This window comes from Pseudoxanthomonas winnipegensis (assembly GCF_030322905.1).
In the GTDB taxonomy this organism is placed as follows: Bacteria; Pseudomonadota; Gammaproteobacteria; order Xanthomonadales; family Xanthomonadaceae; genus Pseudoxanthomonas_A; species Pseudoxanthomonas_A winnipegensis.
The window spans coordinates 1074825-1101719 of sequence record NZ_CP095475.1; the positions used below are offsets into that span (position 1 = coordinate 1074825).

Here is a 26895-nt window from a genome sequence, read left to right on the forward strand (position 1 = left end):
TGCCCTGGCGCACTGATCAGAGCGGGAGACGCTCCCTGCCTGCATCAGGCCGGGGGTCGTCTCCGGCCGCTTGTTCTTCCTGTTCTGATCCGAAACCAAGCTGCGCACCCCGATCGCCGGCACGCGCCGCTCGCCGCTGCCGCTTGTCTGTCGGTGCCCGCCAGTCGTCGCCTCCCCGCATCGAGCCGGCTGATCAGCTCTCCTGTTCATTTTAAATGGAGGAGCTAATCGATTGTTTTACAAAGTGTTTGCGCCGTAACTGAACGCTTTCAGTTACCAACGTGAAATTAGTGACTCAAGTCACGTTTATTTCAGGGGTGGTCAAAAAAGCGTGCGCTAGTTATCATTTCAATGCGACGTGCCTAGCAGTTTTTGCGGCGCGCGTCGTACATCGCGGTCCTTGGCCGTGATTGGGGAGGCTCGCAAGGCTGCGTTGGCCGTGGGTGGACCGGCGCTGCCTTGTGTCTTTGAAACAGGGGGCAGTTCCGTGGCAGTGACGTCAATCCGTGGCGCGCAGAAGGTCTTGCGCGCGCTCTCCTCGTTCGCGCTGATGATCGGCCTGGCCGCCGCGCTTCCCGCCGCCGCCCAGAGCTCGGTCACCAATACGGTCACCGTCACCAACCCGTCCGGGGTGACCTGCACCGCCGGCGGCAGCTGCGAGGTCTCGGCCACCGACTCGGACACGGTGGTGGCGCCCCAGCTCAACCTGGCCAAGAGCCACAGCGGCAACTTCCGCCAGGGCCAGAACGGGGTCTACACCTTGACCCCCAGCAACATCGGCACCGCGCCCACCAGTGGCGCGATCACCGTGGTCGACACGCTGCCGAGCGGCCTGACCTATGTCTCGGCCACCGGTGCCGGCTGGGCCTGCAGCAGCACCGCCCCGACCGTGACCTGCACCAGCACGGACGCCATCGCCAACGGCGCGTCCGGCAACCCGATCACGCTGACGGTCGCGGTCGCGAGCGGCACCACGGGCAGCGTGACCAACACCGCGCGCGTCAGCGGCGGCGGCGATGCGACCTGCCCGGCGTCCGGTGCGACCCAGTCGCGCTGCACCCCGTCCGACGCGACCGCCATCGATCCGCCGATCGATGCGGTCAACGACCCGTTCGGCACCGTGGTCAGCGGCACCAGCACCGCTTCGGTGCTGGGCAACGACACCTTCAACGGCGCGGCGGCCACCACCGCGACGGTCGCGCTGACGCCGGGCACGGCGCCGTCGCCCGCGGCCGGCAGCATCACCATGAACGCCGACGGCACCATCACCGTCGCGCCGGGCACCACGCCGGGCAGCTACAGCTATCCCTACACGATCTGCCAGACCGGCCAGTCGAACAACTGCGATACGGCCACCGCGACCCTGACCGTGGCGGCGCCGAGCATCGATGCGGTCAACGACACGGCCAGCACGCCGGCCACCACGCCGGTGACCACCGCCGTGCTGACCAACGACACCCACGTGGGCGGCACGATCAACCCGGGCTCGATCACGGTCACCACGCCTTCGCCCAACGGCAGCACCACCGTCAACGCGACGACCGGCGCCATCACCTTCACCCCGAACGCCGGCTTCAGCGGCACCACCACCTACCAGTACCAGGTGTGCCTGGCCAGCCCGAACCAGACCGTGTGCGACATCGCCACGGTCACGGTCAACGTGGGCAGCGCGATCGACGCGGTCGACGATGCGACCGAGACACTGAGCAGCGCCGGCGGCACCACTGCCACGGCGGTGACCAGCAACGATACGGTCAACGCGGTGCCCGCCGTGCTGGGCACGGGGGGCAATGCCACGATCACCGGCTCGACGCTGTCGAGCACGCCGGCCGCGGGCGGCATCACGCTGAATCCGGCCACCGGCCGCGTCACCGTGGCGCCGGGCACCACGCCGGGCCGCTATACGCTGACCTACACGCTGTGCACCAATCCGCCGACCACGCCGGCGACCTGCGACACGGCGGTCAAGGTGATCGTGGTCCAGGCCGGCATCGACGCGGTCGACGATGCGGCCGAGACGCTGACCAGCGCCGGGGGCACCACCGCCACGCCGGTGATCAGCAACGACACCGTCAACAACGCGCCGGCCGTGCTGGGCACCGGCGGCAACGCCACGATCACCGGCTCGACGCTGTCGGGCACGCCGGCCGCGGGCGGCATCACGCTGGACCCGGCCACCGGCCGCGTCACCGTGGCCCAGGGCACCACGCCGGGCAGCTACACGCTGACCTACACGCTGTGCATCAACCCGCCGACCACGCCGGCGACCTGCGACACGGCCACCAAGGTCATCGTCGTTCAGGCGGCCGTGGATGCGGTCGACGACACCATGCCGGCCATCGGCAGCGGCTCGGGCGGGACCACGCCCTCGGTCCTGGTCAACGACACCCTGGCTGGCCAGCCGGTGTCGCTCAACACGGTCACGCTGACGCCGGGCGCCTCGCCGCAGGCGGGGCTGACGATGAACGCCGACGGCACCATCACCGTGGCGCCCGGCACGCCGGCCGCGACCTACGCCTATCCGTACACCATCTGCGCCAAGAACAACGCGAACAACTGCGACAGCGCCGTCGCCACCGTGGTCGTGGCCCCGCCGATCGTGGCCAACGACGACCGCTTCCCGGCCATCAACGAAGCCGGCACGACCACCACGGTGCTGAGCAACGACACCCTCGGCGGCCAGCCGGTCAGCACCTCGACCGTGTCGCTCACGCCGGGGACGTCGCCCAATGCCGGCATCGCGATGAACGCCGACGGCACCATCACCGTCAGCCGCGGCACGCCGGCCGGCAGCTACGGCTATCCGTACACCATCTGCGAACGCGCCCATCCGACCAACTGCGATCCGGCGGTGGCCACCGTGGTGGTGACCGTGACCCCGATCGTGCCGGTGGACGACCATCCGCCGACGGTGGACAGCAGCGCCGGCGCGACCCTGCCCAGCGTGCTCGGCAACGACACCGTCGGCGGCAGCGGCGCCACCATGACCAATGTGGTGCTGACGCCGGGCACCTCGCCGCAGCCTGGCCTGGTCATGCGCGCCGATGGCACGATCACCGTGGCGGCGGGCACGCCGGCCGCGACCTACGCCTATCCGTACACGATCTGCGAGGCCGCCAACCCCAGCAACTGCGGCAGCGCCATCGCCACGGTCATCGTGGCTTCCAGCTACGACATCCGCCTGACCAAGACCGTGGCCGTCAACACCGCGGTGGTCGGCGACCTGGTGCGCTACACGCTGACCGTGCGCAACGTCGGCGACGGCAACTTCGTCGGCGGCGCGATCATCGATACGCCGCCGCCGGGCTTCACCTATGTGGCCGGCTCGCTGGTCGCCGGCGATGACGACCGCAGCGCCACGGTTAGCGGCCAGTCGCCGATCCGCATCGCCGGCGTGGACGTGGCCGCCGGGCAGAGCGCGACCTTCGTCTACCTGATGCGGGTAGGCGCCGGCGTGCGCCAGGGCACCCAGGTCAATCAGGCCCAGGCGGTCACCGCCGCCGGTGCGCCGGTGTCCAACGTCGCCACCGCCTCGCTGACCATCTCTTCCGATCCGCTGGTCGATGAGAGTCTGCTGGTGGGCACGGTGTTCGACGACCGCGACGGCGATGGCTGGCAGGACAGCGCGGCCATCACCGGCCTGCACGTGCAGGGCGGGTTCGATCCGTCGGCCTACGTGCCCAACTCGACGCTGATGGACGCCGGCCAGGGCTGGCAGCCGCAGGCCGACGCGAGCGCGCCGCTGCTGCACGGCATCGCCGTCGGCAAGCTCAGCGCACGCCAGTCCGAGGCCGATCCGGCCGAGGCGCACCAGGTGGTGATCCGCCAGGTGCTCAGCGCGCCGCGCTTCAGCGACGACTTCGTGCTGACCACCGACCAGGGCGTGACCGTGCGCATGGATGCGGCAGGCAGGACGCGCGTGGACACCAGCGGCCAGGCCGCCAAGGGCCTGACCGCGGCCGCGCCGACGGTCGAGCGCCGCCTGTCGCAGGGCGAGCAGGGCTATGTGGTGGACTACGTGATCCGCAACAGCGGCATCGACGAGCGCGGCATTCCCGGCGTACGCATCGCCTCGGTCGAAGGCCTGGTGATGGAGACCGACCAGTTCGGCCGCTATCACCTGGAAGGCGTCGACGGTGGGCAGTGGTCGCGTGGCCGCAACTTCATCCTCAAGGTCGATCCGACCACGCTGCCGAGCGGCGCGCAGTTCACCACCGCCAATCCGCTGGTCCGTCGCATCACGCCCGGCATGCCGGTGCGCTTCGACTTCGGCATCAAGCTGCCGCAGGGCCTGATCGAAGGCGGTGCGCGCACGGTCGAACTGGAGCTGGGTCAGGTGCTGTTCGAGGCCGACAGCGCCCAGCTCAAGCCGCAGTACCTGCCGGTGGTGGAGAAGATGGCCGGCCGCATCGAGGCCTATCACGGCGGTGAGGTGGTGATCGCCGCCGACGGCGAAAGCGCCGCGCTGGCGTTCGACCGCGCCAACGCGGTCAAGGCCGCGCTGCTGCCGCGCCTGACGGCCGCCACCGCGGCGGCCACGCGCGTGAGCCTGCGCAGCGAGGCGTCCGATCCGGACACGATGATCGCCGGCCTGGACGGGCGCGGCCCGCTGCTGGGCTCGGTCCTGTTCGACACCGGCAAGGCCACGATCAAGCCGCAGGCCGATGCGCTGCTGGATGGCGTGGCCCGCTATCTGGAACAGCGCGGTGGCGGCGTGGTGGCGCTGGTCGGCCATGCCGACCGTCGCGGCGACGCGGCGCGCAACGTCGAACTCGGCCTGCGCCGCGCCAAGGTGGTGTACCAGGCGCTGGCCCAACGACTGCGCCCCGAGGTGCGCGCGAAGGTGACGGTGCAATCCAGTGACGATCCGACGGCTCCTGCCGGCGTGGCCGGGCAGTAAGGGGGCTGAGCATGAAGACCATCACGATGAAGTTGCTGGATTACACCCTGATCAGCCTGCTGGCCGGCACCGCGCCGCTGGCGGCCGCGCAGGAAGCGTCCCCCGCGCAGCCCGAGACCCCGGAGCCGCAGTGCGGCCCGGAGGGCTGCCAGGCGAGCGAAGGCCTGTTGTTCAAGGTGCGCACCCGCGGCGATACGCAGCCGGTCACCGCGCCGCAGGCGTCCGATGCCGCCGCGCTGGCCGCGGACCGCCGCGTGGACATCCTGCAGGTGCAGCCGGGCCAGGCCACGGCCACGGGCAAGTTCTCGATCAACCTGGCCAACGGCGGGGTGATCTGGGCGACCGAGGATCCCCAGATCGGCACGGCCGAGCTGTCGGTGTCGGCGCCGGGGCTGGTCGCCTTCGACGGTGCGCGCATCACCAAGCCGGTGCAGTTCTATGTGCGCAGCAACTACTCGGCCTTCGTCGCGCGCTACGAGCTGGCGATCTATCGCGCCACCGACACCGACCTGGTCGCGCCGCTGGCCACCGTGCCGATGCAGGTGGGCAACGTCAGCCATGTCGACTGGGATGGGCAGCTGCCGGCCGACTACCGCTATCGCGCCGGCGATTCGCTGGCCTATGTGCTGCGCGCCTACGACGCGCAGGGCCGCTTCGACGAGACCACGCCGCGCACGCTGCAGCTGGTCCGGCCCGACGAGGCCCAGCGCGGCAGCGACCTGCTGCGCACGTCGACCGAACGCAGCCTCGGCACGGCGCTGACCGACGACCAGGCCCAGACCCAGCGCCTGGTCGAGGACGTGTTCGCCGGCAACGGGCTGCGCCTGCAGAACATCCCGCTGTACGGCTCGCGCGTGCGCATCCAGGGCCGCAACCTGCCCGAGGGTTATCAGCTGGCGATCAACGGCGAGACCTATCCGGTCGACCTGGAGCGCAAGTTCGCCGCCGAGTACCTGGTGCCGGTGGGCCATCACAGCTTCGACGTGGCGCTGCAGGACGGCGCCGACGGGCTGGGCGGCGCGGCCGCGGGCACCGGCGTGCCGGCCGCGCACCGCACGCTGGATGTGGATGTCACCGGGCGCTATTTCTTCGGCGTCGGCCTGGCCGATGTGACCGTGGCGCAGAACAAGGTGTCCGGTTCGACCGCGACGCTGTCGGCCACCGATCCGCGCTACGCCGACGACATCATCAGCGACGGCCGCCTGGCCTTCTACGGCAAAGCCAAGTTCAACGGCAAGTACCTGGTGACCGCGCAGGCGGACACCACCGAGCAGGATCTGGAGCACCTGTTCGACCACTTCACCCAGGCCTATGCCACGGACGTGTTCCGCAGCCTGGACCCGGACCTGTACTACCCGACCTACGGCGACGACTCGTCCGTGCGTCGCGACGTGGACACGCAGGGTCGGTTCTACGTGCGCGTGGACTGGGACAAGAACCAGGCGCTGTGGGGCAACTACGCCACCGGTTTCACCGACACCGAGTACGCCCAGTACGTGCGCTCGCTGTACGGCGCGGCGATCGACTGGCGCTCGCACGCGATCAATCCCTGGGGCGAGGCCAAGACCCAGGTGCGCGCGTTCGGCTCGCAGGCGCAGAGCGCTCCGGGGCATAGCGAGTTCCTCGGCACCGGCGGCAGCCTGTACTACCTTAAGCACACCGAGATCCTGGCCGGTTCCGACCAGGTGGTGCTGGAAGTCAGCGACCCGACCACCGGCCGCGTGGTCGACCGGGCGACGCTGGTGCGCGGGGTGGACTACGAGATCGACCAGATCCAGGGTCGCATCCTGCTGACCCGTCCGCTGGCGCAGATCACCCGCGACAACGTCACCACGCTCACCCGCGACACGCCGCTGGACGGCTATACGCAGCGCCTGCTGGTGGACTACGAATTCGTCCCGACCGGATTCGACGACGACGAGGTCACCGCCGGCTTCCGCGGCAAGCAGTGGCTGGGCGACCACGTGGCCGTCGGTGCGACCTATGTCGACGAGAACCGCAGCGGCGAGGACTACACGCTCAAGGGCGGCGATGTCACCCTGCAGGCCGGTCGCGGCACCTATCTGAAGGCCGAGTACAGCCAGACCGAGTCCTACGCCACGCCGGTGTTCTTCTCCGACAACGGCGGCTTCACCTTCACCCAGATCAACGCCACCGGGCCGCGCCAGGGCGAGGCCAAGGCCGTGGAGGCGCGCGCCAATCTGAAGGAGCTCGGCTGGACCCAGCAGGACTGGGCGGCCGGCGCGTGGTGGCGCGAAGTCGGGGCGGGCTATTCGATCAGCCGCTACGACACCGGCGAGGACCTCACCGAGTACGGCGCGGAAGTCACCGGCCAGTTCACCCAGGACCTGAGCGTGTACGCGCGCTACAGCAAGACGCAGAGCGGTGCGCAGTCGCTGATCCAAACCCAGGTCACCAGCGAGTGGCGCATCGGCGACTTCGACACGCTGGCCGCCGAGATCCGCCGCGTCGAGGAGCAGCGCACCGTCGGCGATGCCGCCGGCCTGCTGGGCGCGTTGAAGTACACGCACCGCTTCGGCGACACCTTCGACCTGTATGGCCAGGCGCAGCTGACCCTGGACGACGACCACGGCAGGTACGCCGACAACGACGCCTACACCGTCGGCGGCAAGTACCTGTTCGGCAACCTGTCCTCGGTGGGCGCGGAAGTCACCAGCGGCGATCGGGGCGATGCGGCCACGGTCAATGCCGAGTATCGCCTTACGCCCGATCACAGCCTGTACGGCGCCTACACCGCCACCCACGACGACACCCAGGCCTACGACCCGCTGTTCAACAACAGCGCGCGCGACGGCTGGACGCTGGGCCAGCGCTGGCGCCTGTCCAACCAGATCAACGTGTTCAATGAGAGTCAGTTCCTCAAGGACGACACCGCCGGCGAATCCGGCCTGGCGCATACCTTCGGCCTGGATTTCTACCCGTCGCAGGGCTGGACCAGCGGCTTCACCCTGCAGCGCGGCGATCTGGTCAACAGCGCCGGCGGGCAAGTCGAGCGGCGCGCGATCAGCGTCAGCCTGGGCCGCACCTCGCCCGATACGGACTGGGCGTCCAAGGTGGAATGGCGGCGCGACACCGGTGCGGAGGAGCGCGAGCAGTGGGTGTCCACCAATCGCCTGACGCATCGCTTCAACGACAGCTGGCGCATCGCCGGTCGCCTGAACTACTCCGACACCGACGACAAGCTCGATCCGCTCGCCGGCGCCAGGTTCATCCAGGGCAACCTGGGCTTCGCCTGGCGTCCTTGGGACTCGGTGCGCTGGGCCGTGTTCGGCCGCTACACCTATTTGTACGACCTGGCCACGCTGGCGCAGATCGGCGGGCACGACTACGACCAGAAGACCCAGGTGCTCTCGCTGGAAGGCGTGTACAAGCCCGACCAGCGCTGGGAGTTCGCGGCCAAGGTCGCCCAGCGTGTGGGCAAGGCGCGCTACGGCCGCGGCACGGGCCAGTGGTTCGATTCGACCACGACCTTCTACGGCACCACCGTGCGCTACGACCTGGGCCAGCAATGGCATGCGATGGGCGAGTACCGCCTGCTCAAGGTCGAGGACGGCGGCAACCGCCAGGGCTGGCTGGCCGGCGTGGACCGCGACATCGGCAAGAACCTGCGGATCGGGCTGGGCTACAACTTCACCCAGTTCAGCGACGACCTGACCGACTTCGACTACGACCACAAGGGCTGGTTCATCAACCTGGTGGGGAGCTACTGATGCGCAAGCACTTCATCCATGGCTGGGCCGCGCGCGGCCTGGGGCTGGCGCTGGCCGCCGGCGCGGCGCTGGCGCCGATGCAGCAGGCGCAGGCCGCGGCCTACGCCACCGGCGGAACGGGCAAGTACCGCAACGAGATCCTCTGGCTGACCTGGGGCGGCGGTGTCAACGGCACCGATGGCGTGGCGCTGGCCAACGGCGCGCAGACCACGGCCACCCTGCAGGTGGCCAACGGCCAGCAGATCCAGGTGACCTGCACCCTGTCCAACCTCAACGGCGCGCTGAGCAGCTATCGCTCCGGCGATTACAGCGGCGACGGCCTGGAGGACATGTACAACATCGATGGCACCGGCGGCGCCAACAACCTGGTGGCGGGTCTGGCCACGGCGATGACCTCGACGGCCAGCTTCGATATCGACTGCTCGGCGACCCGCAACGGGGCGTCGTATCCGATTCCCGGCCTGGTCATCGCCGATGCCGAGTCGCTCGAATCCACCTTGGACGGCAACGGCGTCCCCAGCGAATACATCCGCGGCACGGCCGCGGGCAACTGGAACATCCTGGAGATGTTCGCCGGCAACGGCAATCCCTATACCGCCACCAAGACCACCAACGGCGGCAGCCAGACCATGGAGTTCGGTCCGGGCGGGCAGGGCGGCGGCACCAGTCCCGTGGCGCTCAGCTACCTGACCTTCACCACGCCGACCGCCACGCCCAGCATGTCCTTCGCCATGCGCGGCGGCGGTATCACCGCCATGTCCATCGGCCTGCTCGTGCCGCGCGCGGACTACGGCGATGCGCCCAGCAGCTATGGCACCGCCGCGCACCTGTTCTACGACTGGGTGCACGGCAACGACAGCGGCGTATCGGCCAGCGGCACGGACATCAACGCCCCGTCCTTCAGCACCGGCGGCCTGTCGCCGCTGACCACCGATCACGTGGGCACGGTTGGCCCGGATGGCGAGCCCGGTACGTCGTCGTCCGACAACGCCTACGGCATCGCCGGCGCCAATGAGGAGAACGGCTGGCCCACCTCGCCGGCGATCAATGCCGGCAGCGGGAACACCGTGTTGACGCGCAGCATCGCCTGCAGCGGCAGCGGCACCGGCACGGTGGCCGGCTGGATCGACTTCGACGGCAACGGCAGCTTCGATGGCGACGAGCGCGCCGTCGGCACATGCTCGGGTGCCAATGGCACGGCCAGCCTGAGCTGGACGGTGCCCAACGACATCCAGGCCGGCACGACCTGGGTCCGCCTGCGTTACGCGCAGAACGCCAGCGAGGTCGCCAGCCCCGCCGGCACGGCGACCAGCGGCGAGGTCGAGGACGCGCAGATCACCATCGCCCAGGCCAGCGCCAACCTGGTGGTCACCAAGACCAACACGCCCGCGGCGGGCGCCAGCGATCAGGCCAACGACACGGTGGTCAAGGGCTCGAGCCAGACCTACACCATCGTGGTCACCAACAACGGTCCGCAGCCGGCCAATGGCGCGATCGTGCGCGATCCGGCCAGCAGCGGCCTGACCTGCACCAGCGCTGCCTGCACCGGCACCACCAACGGTGCGGCCTGCCCGACCCAGGCCAGCGGCAGCGCGCTGTTGGGTGCCCTGCAAAGCTCCGGCGGGGCTGCGATTCCCACGCTGCCCAATACCGGCACGGTCACCCTGACGGTCACCTGCACCGTCAACTAAGATCACGCTGCGCCCCGCCCGTCCGGGCGGGGTGCTTCCGTCAGCGGCCTTGCTTCGCGCTTCCCATCGCGATCGGGCATTTCCCGTGATTGAGCAAGGTCCCCAGGTTCGATGAAGTCTTCGTTCGTGTTCGTCCGTGTAGTGCTCGGCCTGGCGCTGCTCGCGGCCCTGGCCTCGGCCCAGGCCCAGGAAGTCACCAGCTGCCCGGCCGGTCTCGAGCAGACCCGCCTGTATGCCTACACGGGCAATGCGCCCGCCACGTTCACCGTGCCGGCGCGGGTGACCTCGGTGCGTCTGATCGCCGTCGGCGCCGACGGCGGCGAGCGCACGCCCAACCCGTATCAGGGCGGTGCCGGCGCGCGGGTCGAGGGCACGTTCGCGGTCGCGCCGGGCGATGTGATCACGCTGCTGGCGGGCCAGGCGCCGCCTGGCGCCAACGACCAGGAGTCCGGTGGCGGCGGCGCCTCGGGCGCGTATCTCAACGGCACGCTGGCGCTGATCGCCGGCGCGGGCGGTGGCGACGACAACACCGGCAATGGCGGCGGCGGTCGCGCGGGCCTGGATGGCGGCAACGGCGGCTCGCCGGCCGGCGGCGACTGCGCGGCCGGCGGGCTGGGCGGGGTCAATGGCGCCGGCGGTCAGTTCGGCGAGGTCGCCGCCGACGGCAGCACCAGTTGCCAGACGGGCGACGGCGGCGGCGGTGGCGGTGGATTCAACAGCCCCGGGCAGGGCGTGACCTTCGTCGGCGCGCACCAGGGCCCGGCCGGTGGCGGCCAGTGTTCGATCAACGGTGCGTCAGGCGGCGCCGGCGGCACGGGCGAACCGATGGCCGGCGATCGCATCGGCGCGTCCGGCGGCTGGGGCGTGTGCGGCGGCGGTGGCGCGGACGATCGCGAGAGCGGCGGCGGCGGCGGATACTCCGGCGGCGGCGGTGGCCCCGAGTCGGCTTACCCGGGCGGCGGAGGCTCCTATGTCGCAGCCGCCGCGACTTCGCCCACACGCGTGGCCGGCGCCGACGGCGGCGGCAGCGGGCGCAACGGATCGGTGCGGGTGTGCTATTCGCTGCGCGCCGAGCTGAGCGTGACCAAGACCAATACACCGTCGTCCGGTCCCAACGACCAGGCCGGCGACACGCTGACCCGTGGCGAGGCGACCAGCTACCGGATCGTGGTCAGTAATGCGGGGCCGGTCGCGGCCGATGGCGCGGTGCTCCGCGATCCGGCCGCGGCGGGCCTGACCTGCACCGCGGCCCGCTGCGGCGACGCCAGCGGCGGCGCGATCTGCCCGACCGGCAGCGATGCCTCGCTGCTGGCCGCACTGCAGTCCAACACCGGCCTGCAGCTGCAGACCTTGCCGGTGGGCGGCGCGCTGACCTTCACGGTCGACTGCACCGTCGACTGAGGGCCGCGGCGGCGCGCGCATGAGCGGTCACGGCGCCGTGTCATGCTGTGCGCCGTTTTCGACCCCGGCCCGCAGCCGCATGAAACTGGCGATCCTCTCCCGCAACACGCGGCTGTATTCGACCAAGCGCCTGGTCGAAGCCGGACGCCAGCGCGGCCACACCGTGCGCGTGCTCGATCCGCTGCGCTGCTACATGCGCATCGACCGCGGCCGCTTCGACCTGCGCTACAAGGGCGCCACCCTGTCCGGTTTCGACGCGGTGATTCCGCGCATCGGCGCCTCGGTCACCCGCTACGCCACCGCGGTGCTGCGCCAGTTCGAGCTGATGGGCTGCCACACGCCCAACAGCTCCGATGCGATCCTGCGCGCGCGCGACAAGCTGCGTGCTCACCAGCTGCTGGCCGCCCACGGCATCGACCTGCCGGCCACGGTGTTCGGCGACAACCCGGACGACACCGCCGACCTGCTGGCGCTGCTGGGCCCGCCGCCGCACGTGATCAAGCTCAACGAGGGCGCACAGGGCGCCGGGGTGATGCTGACCGAGAAGCCCTCGGCCTCGCGTTCGGTGATCGAGGCGCTGCGCGGGCTGTACGCCAGCTTCGTGGTGCAGGAGTTCGTCGAGGAGGCCAAGGGCGCGGACCTGCGCTGCTTCGTGGTCGGCGACCGGGTGGTGGCGGCGATGCGCCGGCAGGCGCCGGAGGGCGACTTCCGTTCCAACCTGCATCGTGGCGGCGAGGCGTTTCCGGCGATCGCCAGCGACGAAGAGGCGGCCGTGGCCGTGCGCGCGGCCCAGGTGCTGGGCCTGGGCGTGGCCGGCGTGGACCTGATCCGCTCGGCGCGCGGCCCGCTGGTGCTGGAGGTCAACTCCACGCCGGGCCTGGAAGGCATCGAGCAGGTGTCCGGGGTGGACATCGCCGGGGCGGTGGTGGAACTGGTGGCCGCCGCCGCGGTCCAACGCCCAGCCTCCCTCGCACGCCGCCCCGCCAGCCGAACGTGAACGGCCATGCATGGAGCCTCACCGACGGTGTGACAGAATCGCCCCGTCCCGCGCGGAAGGCTGAACAGGCCGGCCCGCTGCGGCTTGGCCCGCACAGGAACAACCCAAGGATCCCCATGACTTTCCCATTCCCGATGCGCCGTGCTGGCGCCGTCCCGGCCGCCCGGCCGCAGGAGACCTGCTGACATGCGCATCCTCGTCATCGAAGACAACAGCGATATCGCCGCCAATCTGGGCGATTACCTCGAAGATCGCGGCCACACCGTGGATTTCGCCGCCGACGGCGTCACCGGCCTGCACCTGGCCGTGGTCCACGACTTCGACGCCATCGTGCTCGACCTCAACCTGCCGGGCATGGATGGACTGGAGGTCTGCCGCAAGCTGCGCAACGAAGCGCGTAAGCAGACCCCGGTGCTGATGCTCACCGCCCGCGACAGCCTGGACAACAAGCTGGCCGGCTTCGACTCCGGCGCCGACGACTACCTGATCAAGCCCTTCGCCCTGCAGGAAGTGGAAGTGCGCCTCAACGCGCTCTCGCGCCGCGGCAAGGGCGTGCAGACCCGCGTGCTGGACGTGGGCGACCTGGAATACAACCTGGACACGCTGGAAGTGCGCCGCCAGGGCAAGCTGCTGCAGCTCAACCCGACCGCGCTGAAGATCCTGCAGGCGCTGATGGAGGCCTCGCCGGCGGTGGTCACCCGCCAGGAGCTGGAGACGCGCGTGTGGGGCGAGGAGCTGCCGGACTCGGACTCGCTGCGCGTGCACATCCACGGTCTGCGTGCGGTGGTCGACAAGCCGTTCGAAGTCCCGCTCATCCAGACCCGCCATGGCATCGGTTACCGCATCGCCGCTCCCGAAGCCTGAGGGCCACGCGTCCGCGCGGCCGGCCGCGACGCGGGCGCGTAAGTTCCGCCGGCGGCTGCGCACCCGCATCGTCTGGTCCTTCGCCCTGCTGGGCCTGTGCCTGACGGTGCTGTTCGCCTATGCCTCGATCCTGGCCCGCCAGCGCGTGGAGAACCAGCTGGTCGAGGACGTGATGAACCGCAACATGGAAGCGTCCTGGCGCAGCTATGTGGCCAGCGGCGGGCGCAACCTGGACATCCCGGTCCAGCAGATGAAGGGCTTCGTCTATCGCCCGGACAAGCTGGACAGCCTGCGGCGCGATTTCCCCGAGTGGGAAAAACTCGACGACGGCATCCACCCCATGTCGGGCACCGATCCGGATGGCAAGCCCTTCGCCTACAAGGTCGGCGTGCGCAAGACTCCCAATGCCTGGTTCTTCATCGCCTACGACATGGGCCAGGTCGCGCTGGGCGAGGTGCAGTTCAAGCGCACGCTGTATGCCACGGTGCTGCTGTTCACGCTGGTCTCGCTGCTGATCGGCTGGTGGGCGGCCTCGCGGGTGATGAGCCCGGTGTCCGAGCTGGCCAATCGCCTGCGCGCCTACCGCGGCAGCAGCAACCCCACCCAGCTGGGGCCGCTGTTCCCCGAAGACGAGGTAGGCGAACTGGCGCGCGCGCTGGACGACTATTCCAACCGCCTGACCGAGGTCGTGCAGCGCGATCGCGAGTTCAACGCCGACGTCAGCCACGAGTTGCGCACGCCGCTGGCGGTGATCCGCGGCGCGACCGAGCTGCTGCTGGGCAAGCCCGACCTGGAGCCCAAGATCCAGGCGCGCCTGCTGCGCATCCAGCGCGCCGAGCAGGCGTGCTCGGACCTGATCGGCTCGCTGCTGCTGCTCTCGCGCAACGAGCGCGGGCAGGGCACCAGCAATGTGGCCAAGGTCGCCGATCAGCTGCTGGATTCGCACCGCGCGCAGATCGGCGGCAAGCCGCTGGAGCTGATGCTGGAAGGCAACCAGGACCTGGTCATCGATGCGCCCGAGGCGGCGCTGTCGGTGGCGCTGGGCAATCTGGTCGGCAATGCGGTCAAGTACACCCAGGAGGGCACGGTGCGGGTGCGCGTGCTTAATGATGCGGTCGAGGTCATCGACTCCGGCCCCGGCCTGAGCGAGGAGGACGCGGCGCGGCTGTTCGACCGCGGCTATCGCGGTACGCACGCCGGGCACTCACAGGGCGGCGGCATCGGCCTGTCCATCGTCAGCCGCCTGTGCGATCTCTACGGCTGGCAGGTCAGCGTGCGGCCTGGTGCCGAGCGCGGCGTGGTGGCCACGCTGCGGTTCCATCCGGCCTGAGGGCCGCGACCAAGACGCTCCTGAGCCGTTCGCGGCACCTCCGACCATGGAGGCCCGCACCCGCGGGCATGATGGGTCAGAGCGAGATCCAGAAACAGTCGTAGTTGCGGCGGATGCCCAGTACCGTCGAGGTGGGCGTGCCGTTGGACAGCGTCTGCTGCAGGCGCAGGCCGACCGGGCGCCGGCGCTGCGGCGGGGTGGCCTGCGGATAGAAGCCATCGGTGTTGGCGTCGGTGATGGTGCCGTCGGCCTCGACCACCGGGTCGGGCGCCGGCAGCACCGGGGTGATGTCCAGCAGGGGCCGGCGCACGATGCCCTCCATGCGGTCGAGCAGGCGATTGGCCGACGCGTCGGAGATGCCGTTCCACTGGTACAGCGCGGCCAGGTCGTTGGCGTCCTTGGCGGCGATGGCCGCGCCGATGCGCTGGACCAGGTCGGACAGCTTGCGCGGGCAGCCCAGGTGGGTGCGCGCCGGCGCGTCGCCGGCCTCGCCGGCGATGGTCGGCAGCGGGCGCGGCACGCGGCTGGCCGCGCCCAGATCCTCGCAGCGGCGATCGGTGAACACGCTCACGCCGCTGGCGTCGGTGCAGCGATGGATCGCCTGGGTCCGCGCCGCAGGCGACCACGCCAGCGCGGTCAGCGCGAGGGCCAGAGTCAGCAGCAGGAGCGGGGCGGGCATGCGCATGAAGGGGCGCAGCCTACCCCAGCCAAGCTGAAGTCCATGACGCGATCCGGTAAGAGCCGGCATGCCGGCGATGGGCCTAACCCGTGAAGCCACCACCGCCGCGGGCCAGAGGACTGCCAAGGCACCGAAGAACAGAAGACCGGAAGCCGCTGCAAAACCCCTACCGTCGTTCCCGCGAACGCGGGAACCCATGGACGTTGCGCGGCCTGTCCGAACGTCCCTGGATCCCCGCGTTCGCGGGGATGACGAGCTTTGGGGGTTGGCGCGCGCATCCGGTGGCGCTTTCCGGTGAGCGCGTGGGTTCGGGCGAGCGGCCAGGTTTACGGCGCGCACCGCACGCAGCGGCGAAACCTCCCTCGTCGTTCCCGCGAACGCGGGAACCCAGCGACTTCCCCGCGAAGGCCAAACACTCCAGCCCGCGCTTCCGCGGGAGCACTGCGCTTCTAGAAAATGCCCAACCGCGCGTCCCTAGCGAATCCCCAGCCGCTGCAGCACCGTCTGCGTGGGCTTGGCCAGATTGAGCGTGTAGAAGTGCAGCGACGGCGCGCCGCCGTCGATCAGGCGCTGGCACAGCTGGGCGACCACGTCGGCGCCGAAGTCCTTCACCGCCGCCGCGTCGTCGCCGTAGGCCGCCATGCGCTTGGCGATCCAGCGCGGGATCTCCGCGCCGCACTGTTCGGAGAAGCGCCGCAGCTGGGCGAAGTTGGCGATCGGCATGATCCCGGGAATGATCGGGATCTCCACGCCCAGCCTGCGCACCGCCTCGACGAAGCCGAAATAGGCATCGGCGTTGTAGAAGTACTGGGTGATGGCCGCATCGGCGCCGGCGTCGACCTTGGCCTTGAAGTGCTTCAGGTCCGCCAGCGCGTCGCTGGCCTGCGGATGGGTTTCCGGATAGGCGCCGACTTCCAGCTGGAACGCATCGCCGTGCTCGGCGCGGATGAAGGCGATCAACTCGGAGGCATAACGCAGATCGCCCGCATGGCCCATGCCGGAGGGCAGGTCGCCGCGCAGCGCGACGATGCGCTTGCAGCCGATGGCGCGGTAGAGCTTGAGCAGCTCGCGGATCTCCTCGCGGCTGCCGCCCACGCAGGACAGGTGCGGGGCGGCGTCGAAGCCGTGGTGCTGCTTGAGGTGGCGCACCGTCTCTGAGGTATAGCTCAGGGTCGAGCCGCCGGCGCCGAAGGTGCACGAGACGTACTCCGGCGCGTAGCGCGCCAGCCGCTCGGCGGTGCGATTCAGCTGGGCCCGCTGCTCATCGGTCTTGGGCGGGTAGAACTCGAAGCTGATCGGCGTCATGGCGGGGCGTTGGGCGGCGGGTGCGGCATCTTATCGCTTCATCGCGATGGATGCATGGAGGGCACCCGATGCGGCCGGCCGGGCGGCGGGCGGGTGCTAAAGTCCCGCGCCTCCTTCCGCTGCCAGGGTGTCGCTGCATGACCGTGTCCACGTCCCTTTCCATCGGCACGCCAGGCCGCCCCTGGGGCGCGGCCGAGAAGGCGCAGTGGCGCGCCGCCCAGACCCGCAAGCGCGGCTATGCCGACGAGGTGCTGGCCCGGATCGAACCGCTGCGTGCGCGCTTCGACGTCGTGCCGTACGGCCATCTGGACTACGACGCGGACCAGTACGACCTGTTCGCCGTGCGCAGCCGCCCGTGGGACCCGGCGCTGCCGACCATGCTGGTCACCGGCGGCGTGCACGGCTACGAGACCAGCGGCGTGCAGGGCGCGCTGCAGTTTCTCGAACACCACGCCGCCGCCTACGCCGGCCGCGCCAACCTGCTGGTGGTGCCGTGCGTGAGCCCGTGGGGCTACGAGCGCATCCACCGCTGGAACCCCGACGCGCTCGACCCCAACCGCAACTTCCGCGCGCACAGCCCGGCCGCCGAATCGGCCGCCCTGCTGGCGCTGATCGCGCCGCTGCGCGCCGGCATCGTGATGCACATCGACCTGCACGAGACCACCGACAGCGACGAGACCGAGTTCCGCCCGGCGCTGGCCGCGCGCGACGGCAAGCCCTATGTGCCGGGCACGATCCCCGACGGCTTCTATCTGTGCGCCGACAGCGCCGCGCCGGCGCCGGCCTTCCAGCAGGCGGTCAACGCCGCGGTGGCCAAGGTGACCCACATCGCGCCGGCCGATCCGGACGGCACGCTGATCGGCTCGCCGGCGGTCGCCCCGGGCGTGATCGAATACGACTGCAAGGCCCTGGGGCTGTGCGCCGGCATCACCGACGCGCCCTATCGCACCACCACCGAGGTCTATCCCGACAGCCCGCGCGCCACGCCGCAGCAGTGCAACGACGCGCAGGTGGCGGCGATCCGCGCGGCGATCGACTACGCGCTGGCGCAGCGGGGCTGAGGCGCGATGTCGATCGTGCTGACCCCGTTCGCGCGTGCCCGGCTGTTCCCGCGCACGCCGCGCGGCAACACCATCCAGGACTGCACCGCGGAAGGCTTCGAGGCCTATCTCAACGCCCATACGCCGCTGCGCGTGCTCGACGGCTACGCGCCGTTCTGCAAGCTGCATGTGCACCGCAACTGGACCTCGACCCGCTGCCTGACCATGCCGATCACCGCCGACAACCGGCATCTGCTGCGTTCGGCCTACGAGGCGCGCACCTCGGCCGAACTGCCGGTGCTGGTGCGCTGGTTCGAAGGCGTGCAGGCCCCGCGCGCCGAGTACCTGCTGCCGATCCTCTACAGCCGCGCGCAGCTGGCCAGGGAAGGCGAGGCCATCGACGCGGACTGGGGCGTGGTCGGCTGCCTGTACACCGCCGCGCCGGAGGAGATCCCGATGGCTCCGATCACCATGCTGCGCAACGCGCTGGGCGTGGAGGAGGGCGGTTCCGGCGTGCCGCTGGACCGCGAGGCGTATCGGCGCGCGGTGGCGTTCTGGGAGCGCAACGCGAACTGGAGGCCTTGAGGCGCCTCAAGACCATGCGTTCTCAGGCGGCAGACCAAGCGGGAAGCGCCTCGGGATGATCAGCGACGCGCTAGCGTTCGAGCAGCCGCGCGTCGGCCCAGGCGATCACCGGCGGCAGGGCGCCTGCGGAGGTGTCCTGCGCCTCGGCCACCAGCTCCAGCGTGCGTACGCCGTCGATCGGCAGGTCGAGCGTGGCCGCCTGATGCGCGCCCAGCGGCGCGGTGGCGTGCAGCAGCCGGCCGTCGCCGTAGACGCGGAACACGACACGGTCTCGCACCGGCGCCGCGTCGTCCTGCGGTCCGACCCGCGCGCGGAAGCGTACGAAATCTCCGCGCGTGGCGACTTCCAGGCGCGAGTCGGCGTGGGCGCCGATGCCATATGGATAAGCCCTGCCGGCCACGCGCAGCGTCGCGCCGTCGGGGGTGAGGTCGGCGCGGGGCGTGCCGGCCGGCTGGTCGAACCGCGTGCTGTAGAGCGGCAGGCCATCTGCGGCCACATGGACGCGCGCGGTCAGCTCGCTGAGCAGGGCGCCGCCGGCCTGCACCGGCGTGCCGCTGACCTTGAGCAGCACGACCTCGCGTGGGGCGAGCGCGAACCGCAGGCTGCCGCGCGTCTGCGTCAGATCCTTGCGCTGCCACAGATCGCGCGCGCTGAAGCCGGCCTCGGCCAGCTTCATCTGCGCCGGCGTGACCTGCGCCGTGGCCGGCGCATCGCCGCGGTTGAACAGCAGCACCGCGCGTTCGCCGCGTGCCGCCAGCGGCTTGACCAGCAGCTGCAGCCCATCGGTATCGGAGACCAGCACCGCCTGATTGCCGGCCGGGTCCTGGTCGATCGCGATCACCTCGGGATTGGACAGCAGATCGATCAGCGGCTGCGGCGCGCTGCGCAGATCGAAGCCCAGCAGCAGCGGCGCCGACAGCATCGCCCACAGCGAGAAATGCGTGCGCGCCTGCGCCAGATGCTGCGCGTCGAACTCGCCCAGCCCGATCGCCAGCATGTCCGGGTCGTTCCAGCGGCCGGGGCCGGCGTAGAGCTCGCGACGCGACGCCGAATCGAAGTTGTGCAGCATGCTGGCCCAGGTGGGCTCGATATCCGGACTGGTGCGCCACAGGTTGCCGTGCGCGCCGCCCCAGTCGCGCACGCCGGCCTCGCCCCAGGGGCAGATCGACAGCACGAAATCGTCGTCCGGATTGAGGTCGGCCAGCAGCCGCCCGATGCGGGCGTAGCGCGTCTCCACCGCGTCGGCATCGGTGCGCTGCGCGTCGCCGCGCACGATCAGCGGCCGCAGCGGGCGATGGCCGCTCTGCCGCACCGGCTCGCTGTCGGCGCCGAAGTCCGCCAACCCGCAGGCATCGACCTTCAGATAGTCGAAGCCCCAGTCCTGGAACATCGTCTTCAGGTCCGAGGCCTCGAAGCCCTGCAGCCCGATCTCGCGCTGCGCCACGCTGCCGACCGGCAGGTTGGGGCTGTGCCGGTCGAAGGCCTGCGAGCACGCGTTGCGGCCGGCATCGGTATACAGCCCGGCCTTGAAGCCACGCGCGTGCAGCAGGTCGGTCCAGGCGCGGAAGCCGGTGCCGCCGTCGGCCTGCCTGGCGATGGGGAACATGCTCGTGCGGATTTCGATGCGCCCTTGCGCGTCGCGTCGCAGCCACCAGCCATCGTCGAGGTTGACGTAGCGATAGCCGGCCTGCTGCAGGCCGCGCTGCTGCAGGGCGTCGACCACCGACAGGATGCGCGCCTGATCGACCTCGGTGCGGAACGCGTTCCAGGGGTTGAAGCCCATCGGCGGCGTGGCCGCCGCGCCGTGTCCGTAGACGCTGAAGCGCCCGCTCGGCTGCAGCGCATCGCTGGGCTGGCCGGCCGCGGCGGGCAAGGCGCACAGCGCGAGCAGGGAGGCCAGCAGCCGTCGATTCATCGCTTCATTCCTTGTGCGGGGCCGGCGGACTGCGGCGGGGTGGTCAGCGCGGCGCCGCGCCGGCCAGCTGCAGCGCGTAGAGCGCCGCGCCGTAGTGCGGGGGATGGATCGGCGTGCGCAGGACGAAGTCCTCGCTCCACCGGGCCAGCGCCGTCTGAAACGGCTGCATCAGCAGCGCGCCGGCACTGAAGGCGCCGCCGGAGTAGGACAGCGGCACCGGCTCGCCGGGTTCGAAGCCGAGCAGCGCGCGCAGCGCCTGCGCGATCCGCGCCAGTTCCTCGCCGGCCTGCTGGAAGATCCCGATCGCCACCGCATCGCCCGCGTCGGCGGCCTGCGCCACCTGCACGGACAGGCGGGCGATGTCGCCGCGCGTGCCGACGCCCTCGCCATAGACATGCGCGCACAGGTCCAGGTCGTCGTCCAGGTCGAAGTGCGCGCGCAGGATCGCGTGCAGGGGCCCGCGCGGCAGGCGGCCATCGCTCATGCGCGAGAAGGCGTTGAGCCCCTGCGTGGCGATCCAGTGGGCCGACCCTTCGTCGCCGAACGCCTCGCCCCAGCCGCCGGCGCGCGCCGCGGCCGCGCCGCGCCGTCCATAGCCCATCGAGCCGGTGCCCGCGATGATGTTGATGCCATCGGCGCAGGCCAGCGAGCCGGCCCAGCCGCACACCATGTCGTTGTCGCAGGCGTAGCGCTGGTGGCCAAGCACCTGGCCGGGGATGAGGTCCAGCGCGGCGGTGGCGCGGCGGTCTTCGCCATAGGCGGGCAGGCCGAAGAACGCCTGCGCGATGTCCTCGCGGCCGCGCTGCAGCGGCGCCAGCACGGTGGCGATGCCTTCCTCCAGGATGCGGCGCACGCCGTCCAGCCCGACCTGCGGGTGGTAGGCGGTGCCCAGCTGGGTCTGCGCCAGCAGCGTGCCGGCGGCATCGATCAGCGCGAAGCGCGTCTTGGTGCCGCCGCCATCGACGCCCAGATACAGCGCGTGTCCAGGCATCGGGCTCAGGATTCCAGCGCGTACAGCCGCACGCCCTGCACGACGCGGTTGACGATGCCGGCCGGGTTGGGATTGTCCGGCGTGACGCCGCGCGCACGCGCGTGCAGGAAGGCGTAGATCTGCGCGGCGGCCACGTAGGGCCACAGCAGGTCCACGTCGGCGGCCTGGGCCAGGCCGGGCACGGCCAGCGTGTCGGCATCGTCGCTGCGCGGCCGGGCGGAGATCTCGATCACGCGCGCGGCCACGCCGTCGCGCCGCAGTTCGTCGATCAGGTCGTGGTCGTAGCGGCGGGTGTAGGGATCGTTCGACACGAACACCACCACCAGGGTCTTGGCGGTGACGAAGGTCTTGGGCCCATGGCGGAAGCCCAGCGGCGAGTCGTAGCAGGTCGCCACCGCGCCATTGGTCAGCTCGCCCAGCTTGAGGGTGGCCTCGCGCGCCAGGCCTTGGAACAGCCCACTGCCCAGATACACGACGCGGTCGTGGCGGGCGTTGGCCAGGGCCTGCAGCAGCGGCAGCGCGTCCTGGATCACCGCCTCGGTCGCCTGCGCGATCGGCGCGATGCGCGCATCCAGCGCGCCGGCCGGCAGCAGCGCGGCCAGGGCGGCGTACATCATGCAGCTGAAGGAGGAGGTCATCGCGAAGCTGGTGTCGTGCGTCTCTTCCGGCAGCGTCACGGTCATCGCCTGCCTGACCGGCGCGGTGGCCAGCTTGCCCTGCGCGTTGCAGGTCACCACCAGATGGCGCACGTCGCGCACCAGCGACTCGGCCAGCTCGACCGCGGCGATGCTCTCCGGGCTATTGCCCGAGCGGCCGAAGGAGATCAGCAGCAGCGGCTGCGCCGGGTCCAGATACAGCTGCGGCGCGCACACCAGGTCGGTGGTCGGCACCGCGTCCACGCGCGCGGCCAGCGCACGGTCCAGCAGCGGCGCCAGGCACTGGCCGATATAGGCCGAGGTGCCCGCGCCGGTGAGGATCACGCGCGCGGCCGGGTCGTTGGCGATCGGCGCGGCGAAGGCCTGCAGCTGCGCATGCAGGTCGGCGATCAGCGCGTGGGTGCGGCGAAGCAGCCGCGGCTGCTGGGCGATCTCGCGCGCGGTCCAGATGGCGTGGCTGGCCTCCAGCTCGGCCTCGGGCACGCCGAGGAACTCAGGAACGGTCTTGGTCATGGCATGCATGGTGATACTCATCGAGAACGGCACTGACGTGGGCCATGGCCAGGGACTGCGGGTCGAGCGTCGCGGTTCCGGTGCGGAGGGCGTGCAATGCGTGGGGAAGGAACTGGCTGACCAGCGAGATCGGCGGCGGGTCGCGCCGCAGGTTGTCGAACAGCTGCAGGCGCGCCTGTTCGATCCGCGCATCCGGCCAGTAGTAGCGGATGCGGTCGGACAGGCTGTACTGCAGGTCGATCTCCAGCGCATGGCCCTGGCCGTGGTAGTAGCGGCGCCAGTGGCCGGGCTCGGCGTGCAGGCGCTGCAGCACCACCTCGCGCAGGCGCGCCTGCCGGGCCGGCGCGATCCACTCGCGCTCGATCGCGTCCAGCGCCCACAGCGCCTCGCGCAGGGCGAAGGTCAGGCCCGGGCCTACCTTGAGGATGGCGAAGTGATCGCGCACCAGCGCGGCCAGCGCATCGTGGGTCTGGTAGTCGGTGGAGTGGGCCTCGAAGACCATGTTCGGCACGGTGGTGATCGACCGGCTCAGCGCCACGGCCTTGTCGGGCGCGTAGTCGATGACGCTGTGGTGGTCGAACTCCACGCCCGGCTGCACGACCGAGGCGACCACGCGCCGCCAGGCGGCCTCCAGGCCGGCATCGACGAAGGCGACGCGATGGGCCTCGATGGTGGCCAGCGCCGCTTCCGGCGTGGTGACCGCAAGGCCCTCGATGGCCTCGGTGGCGCCGCCGGGGACCGGGACCTCGGTACCGATCACGTAGACCGGGGCCTCGCCGCCGGCCTGCTGCCAGGCGGCCTCGGCCGCACGCGCCAGGCGCACGGCGCGCTGCACGATCTGCGCCTCCGGCAGCGGCTCGGCATCGCCCGCGCAGGCCATCGAGCAGTCCAGGTGGATCTTGCGGAAGCCCGCCGCGACGTAGGCGGCGACCATCACCTCGGCCTTGTCCATCGCGGCCGAGGCCTCCAGCGTCGTCCACGGGTTCGGCCCCAGGTGATCGCCGCCCAGCGCGATGCGCGAGGCATCGAAGCCCACGCACTGGGCGATGCCGTGCACGAAGGCGACGAAGTCGGCCGGCGTCATGCCGGTATAGCCGCCGTCCTGGTTGACCTGGTTGCAGGTCGCCTCGAACAGCACCAGGTCCTGTCCGGTGCGCTGGGCGTGATGCAGCGCGGCTTCGATGACGAGCGGATGCGCCGAGCAGATCGAGGTCACGCCGACGGCGTGGCCCGAGGTGTGGCGTGCGATGAGGTCGAGCAGAACTTGCACGGGGGAATGATCCGGATCAGGAAAGAGGAGCGTCGGCCGGGCGCTCGGGTTCGAGCACCAGCAGCAGCGAGGCGATCAGGGCCAGCACCAGGCCGGCGGCCTTGAGCGGGCCGGGCACCACGCCGGCGAACAGCAGCGCCAGCGCGGCGGTGACCAGCGGCGCGCCGGCATTGCTCAAGGGCGCGACCACCATCGCCTTGCCGTAGCGGAAGGCGAACACCAGGGTCAGCGCGCCGATGGCGTTGAGCACCTGGATGCCGGCGGCCAGCCAGGGCCCGCTCGGGCCAGTGTTGATCGGCTGGTTGAAGTCGGTCATCCACAGCGCCACCGGCGCCAGCAGCAGCGCGCCGAGGGTCATGTAGGCGAAGATGCTGTCGGCGCGCACGCTGTCGTTGGCCAGCTTCATGAAGAACGCCTGCACGCCCCAGGCCAGCATGATCAGCAGCGACTGTACGAACCAGCCCAGCCCTCCGCCCGCGCCGCGGCCGAAGGACAGGTCCAGCATCGGCAGCGCGACCAGCGCCAGCACGATGCCCAGCGTGCCCTGCCAGCCGGTGCGCTCGCGCAGCAGCACGAAGGAAAGCAGGATGGTCACCACCGGCGAGAGCGAGATGATCGGGAACACGAAGTACGCGGGCCCGATGGTCAGCGTATGGAACAGCAGCATCTGCCCGCCCGCGCCCAGCAGGCCGATGGTCAGGCCGTAGACCACGGCCCTGGGCGAGCGCTCCAGCTGCCAGCCGCCGCGCCACAGGATGTAGAGCGCCGGCGGCAGCATGGTCAGCGCCCACACCACATAGACCAGCGTGTCGGGGAACCCGTGCGCGGCCGACAGCGGCGACAGCGCGCCCCATACGCCCCACAGCACGACGGTGACCAGCGCATAGGCCAGCCAGGGGCGCCGACGCGGCGCGCTCGCGGCGAGCGTGGCGCTCATGCGGCGGTCTCCGGCGTGGCCTGCAGGAACAGGAAGCGCTCGAACGACGCCGGCAGCCTCGCCGTCGGCCCCTGGACCACGCCCAGGTCGCGTGCATTGAACAGGTCGCGCACCTTCCAGCGGCCCGCGGCCAGGCCGCGCAGTTCCACCTGCCCGTCGAAGCGCGGCGCGTAGAAGGTGTAGTACTGCGCCCCGTCCTTGGCGATGACGTGGGCCTCGGGCCGGTCGAAGCCGATGTCGTAGAGCGTGCCCAGGTACTCGCCCTTGGGCAGCATGTGCGCCTTGTACAGGTCGACCCACTTGCGCCACAGCGCCTCGCGCTCGGGCGTCAGCACGAAGCCGCCTGGCGGCAGCGGCTCGGCCGGATGCTCGGTGTCCCTGGGCCAGGTGAACTTGGTGGAGATCACCGCGCCGATGCCGACCGTCGAGGCGAAGTCGTCGCGCTGGTCCGACAGTTCCACATGGTCGCCGGCATAGCTGCTGCGATGCCCCATCAGCGCCTTGATCGACTTGCCCTTGCTGCGCACCTGCCAGGAGGACAGCGGATCGGAGGCCGGGTACTGGTCGGTCGCCGGCAGGTTGTGGAAGGCGAACGCGGTCCCGCACGGGCACAGTTCCACCACCGCCTCGGGATTGGCCTCGTGCGCGGCGTGGTAGATCGCCTGCCAGAACCTGGCCAGGCCTTCGACCGAGTCCTCCGGCCGGGCGTGGCGGTGGGCCGGGTTGTAGCAGGGCGCCACCGCATTGAGGTGCTGGCCGTCCAGCTTGATGCCCTCGAAGCCCCAGTCGCCGATGATCTTCTTCACCAGCGCCACGTAGAAGTCGATCACCGGTTGATAGGCCGGGCACTGGGTCAGCGCATTCCACCAGGTCACGGTCTGGAAGGCGCCGGTCTTGTCCAGCAGCAGCATGTCGACGTGATCGTGCAGCACATCGCTGCCCGGATCGGCGGCCAGCGGCGCCAGCCACAGGCGCGGACGCATGCCGTGCTGGCGCACCTGCGCGGTGAAGGCGCGCATGTCCGCATCGCCGCGCGGGAACTTCTTCAGGTCGATCTTCCAGTCGCCCTCGTTGGTCTGCCAGCCGTCGTCCAGCACCGCCCATTCGAAACCCAGCGCCTGCGCCTTGGGCAGCGTGTCGACGATCTGCTTGACGGTGAAGTCGCGCTCGTAGCCCCAGGCGCACCAGATCGGCGCGAAGGCCGAGTCCGGCGGACGCGGGCCTTCGATGCCCTCGGCCGCCATGAACTGGCGGTACTGCTGCAGCGGTGCGTAGAAGTCGCCGCGATGCACGGCCAGGAACGTGCGTTCGGTGACCAGCTCGGCACCGGGCGCCAGGGTGATCGGCTGCTGGCCCTCGATGGCGATCAAGGCGCCGGTCGCGGTGCGCTTGACCGGCATGGCCAGCGGCCGCGGCACCGGCTCGACATGGCCGACCGCCAGGCCGACATCGCGGCGCCACAGGTTGGCCACCGGCGTGCCGCCGCCGTAGTCGGAGGAATCCATCGCCAGGCTGTTGCGCTGGTCGAAGTCCTCGCCGAGCGGCTGCACCCAGTCGCGGCGATCGGTATGGGTGGACCCGGAGAAACTCCAGAAGCCGCCCGGCGCCTCGCGCAGCGCGTGGGCGCTGCTGCGCCAGCCGGTCACGCTCAGCGGCGTATCGCCCAGGTTGCGGTAGCGCACCTGCAGCAGGGCCAGGCCGGGCAGGGCCTCGAACCAGCTCACGGCGACCTGCTTCTCCACGCCCTGCGCGGCGCGGCCGGTGAACACCACCTGCCGGCCACGGCCATGGCGCGGGTCGTCCAGGTCGTGGGCCTGCTGGCCGCTCAGGTTGAAATCGCCGATCTGATCGCCGCCCAGCAGCAGGACCTCGCTGGGCTGCCAATCGGTCAGCGGCCTGCCCCAGGCCGACAGTCGCGTATGCATGCGCTGGTCGAAGGCGATGCCCAGCACCGCATCGCCCGCCTGCGAACCGGTAGCCGGTGCGGCAGCCGCGGCGCGCGCCCAGGGCAGGGTGCTCCAGGTCATGCCGCCGGCCACGCTGCCAGCGATGAACTTCAGGGCGGTGCGGCGTCCAATCGGGGGCATGTG

Annotated in this window: 17 protein-coding genes; 9 read left to right on the forward strand and 8 right to left on the reverse strand. The window is 70.7% G+C overall.

Features of this window, described 5'->3' with window-relative positions:
• Window positions 1-487: 487 nt before the first annotated feature.
• The 7 genes from MWN52_RS04650 (at window position 488) to MWN52_RS04680 (ending at window position 14914) form a co-directional block, all read left to right on the forward strand.
• Window positions 488-4900: an OmpA family protein gene (locus MWN52_RS04650; protein ID WP_286576833.1), complete on the forward strand. Its 4413-nt coding sequence runs from the start codon at window positions 488-490 to the stop codon at window positions 4898-4900.
• An 11-nt stretch (window positions 4901-4911) separates the two neighbouring features.
• Window positions 4912-8631 carry a porin family protein gene (locus tag MWN52_RS04655; RefSeq protein WP_286576834.1) on the forward strand — a complete coding sequence of 1240 codons (3720 nt, stop codon included), beginning with the start codon at window positions 4912-4914 and terminating at the stop codon, window positions 8629-8631.
• The gene (locus tag MWN52_RS04660) at window positions 8631-10322 is read left to right on the forward strand and encodes a CshA/CshB family fibrillar adhesin-related protein (protein WP_286576835.1); all 1692 of its coding nucleotides are present in this window, start codon (window positions 8631-8633) and stop codon (window positions 10320-10322) included. Before MWN52_RS04655 ends, MWN52_RS04660 begins: the two co-directional genes overlap by 1 nt.
• A 111-nt stretch (window positions 10323-10433) precedes the next feature.
• The gene (locus tag MWN52_RS04665; protein ID WP_286576836.1) at window positions 10434-11723 is read left to right on the forward strand and encodes a hypothetical protein; all 1290 of its coding nucleotides are present in this window, start codon (window positions 10434-10436) and stop codon (window positions 11721-11723) included.
• Window positions 11724-11802: 79 nt separating this feature from the next.
• Complete coding sequence (rimK, locus tag MWN52_RS04670) at window positions 11803-12720, forward strand: 30S ribosomal protein S6--L-glutamate ligase (protein ID WP_130528802.1); 918 nt, start codon at window positions 11803-11805, stop codon at window positions 12718-12720.
• A 186-nt stretch (window positions 12721-12906) separates the two neighbouring features.
• Window positions 12907-13584 (forward strand): response regulator transcription factor, encoded by a 678-nt coding sequence (locus MWN52_RS04675; RefSeq protein WP_130515758.1) that lies wholly within the window; start codon window positions 12907-12909, stop codon window positions 13582-13584.
• Window positions 13547-14914: a sensor histidine kinase gene (locus tag MWN52_RS04680; protein ID WP_286576837.1), complete on the forward strand. Its 1368-nt coding sequence runs from the start codon at window positions 13547-13549 to the stop codon at window positions 14912-14914. The genes MWN52_RS04675 and MWN52_RS04680 overlap by 38 nt, the downstream gene beginning before the upstream one ends.
• A gap of 76 nt (window positions 14915-14990) precedes the next feature.
• Here the strand turns inward: MWN52_RS04680 and MWN52_RS04685 are convergent, their stop codons facing one another.
• Window positions 14991-15593 carry a hypothetical protein gene (locus MWN52_RS04685; RefSeq protein ID WP_286576838.1) on the reverse strand — a complete coding sequence of 201 codons (603 nt, stop codon included), beginning with the start codon at window positions 15591-15593 and terminating at the stop codon, window positions 14991-14993.
• A 474-nt stretch (window positions 15594-16067) separates the two neighbouring features.
• Entirely contained in the window at window positions 16068-16898 is an 831-nt protein-coding gene (gene metF / locus MWN52_RS04690) for a methylenetetrahydrofolate reductase [NAD(P)H] (protein ID WP_286576839.1), read from the reverse strand.
• A gap of 137 nt (window positions 16899-17035) precedes the next feature.
• Between metF and MWN52_RS04695 the strand changes: the two genes are divergently transcribed.
• On the forward strand, window positions 17036-17959 hold the full coding sequence (locus tag MWN52_RS04695; protein WP_130528808.1) for a M14 family metallopeptidase: 924 nt from the start codon (window positions 17036-17038) through the stop codon (window positions 17957-17959).
• A 6-nt stretch (window positions 17960-17965) separates the two neighbouring features.
• A complete protein-coding gene (locus MWN52_RS04700) occupies window positions 17966-18523 on the forward strand; it encodes a DUF3228 family protein (protein ID WP_286576840.1) in 558 nt (185 codons plus the stop codon).
• 70 nt (window positions 18524-18593) lie between these two features.
• Here the strand turns inward: MWN52_RS04700 and MWN52_RS04705 are convergent, their stop codons facing one another.
• The 6 genes from MWN52_RS04705 to MWN52_RS04730 are packed head-to-tail and all read right to left on the reverse strand — an operon-like array spanning window position 18594 to window position 26892.
• Window positions 18594-20438: an NPCBM/NEW2 domain-containing protein gene (locus MWN52_RS04705; protein WP_286576841.1), complete on the reverse strand. Its 1845-nt coding sequence runs from the start codon at window positions 20436-20438 to the stop codon at window positions 18594-18596.
• Window positions 20439-20481: 43 nt separating this feature from the next.
• Window positions 20482-21429 carry an N-acetylglucosamine kinase gene (locus MWN52_RS04710; protein ID WP_286576842.1) on the reverse strand — a complete coding sequence of 316 codons (948 nt, stop codon included), beginning with the start codon at window positions 21427-21429 and terminating at the stop codon, window positions 20482-20484.
• Window positions 21430-21434: 5 nt separating this feature from the next.
• Window positions 21435-22598, reverse strand: a complete 1164-nt coding sequence (locus MWN52_RS04715) for an SIS domain-containing protein (protein ID WP_286576843.1) — start codon at window positions 22596-22598, stop codon at window positions 21435-21437.
• Window positions 22579-23868, reverse strand: coding sequence for a D-tagatose-bisphosphate aldolase, class II, non-catalytic subunit (locus MWN52_RS04720; protein WP_286576844.1), 1290 nt, complete (start codon window positions 23866-23868; stop codon window positions 22579-22581). The genes MWN52_RS04715 and MWN52_RS04720 overlap by 20 nt, the downstream gene beginning before the upstream one ends.
• A gap of 16 nt (window positions 23869-23884) precedes the next feature.
• Window positions 23885-24805 (reverse strand): DMT family transporter, encoded by a 921-nt coding sequence (locus MWN52_RS04725; protein ID WP_286576845.1) that lies wholly within the window; start codon window positions 24803-24805, stop codon window positions 23885-23887.
• Complete coding sequence (locus MWN52_RS04730) at window positions 24802-26892, reverse strand: glycoside hydrolase family 36 protein (RefSeq protein ID WP_286576846.1); 2091 nt, start codon at window positions 26890-26892, stop codon at window positions 24802-24804. The genes MWN52_RS04725 and MWN52_RS04730 overlap by 4 nt, the downstream gene beginning before the upstream one ends.
• Between the last annotated feature and the right edge of the window lie 3 nt (window positions 26893-26895).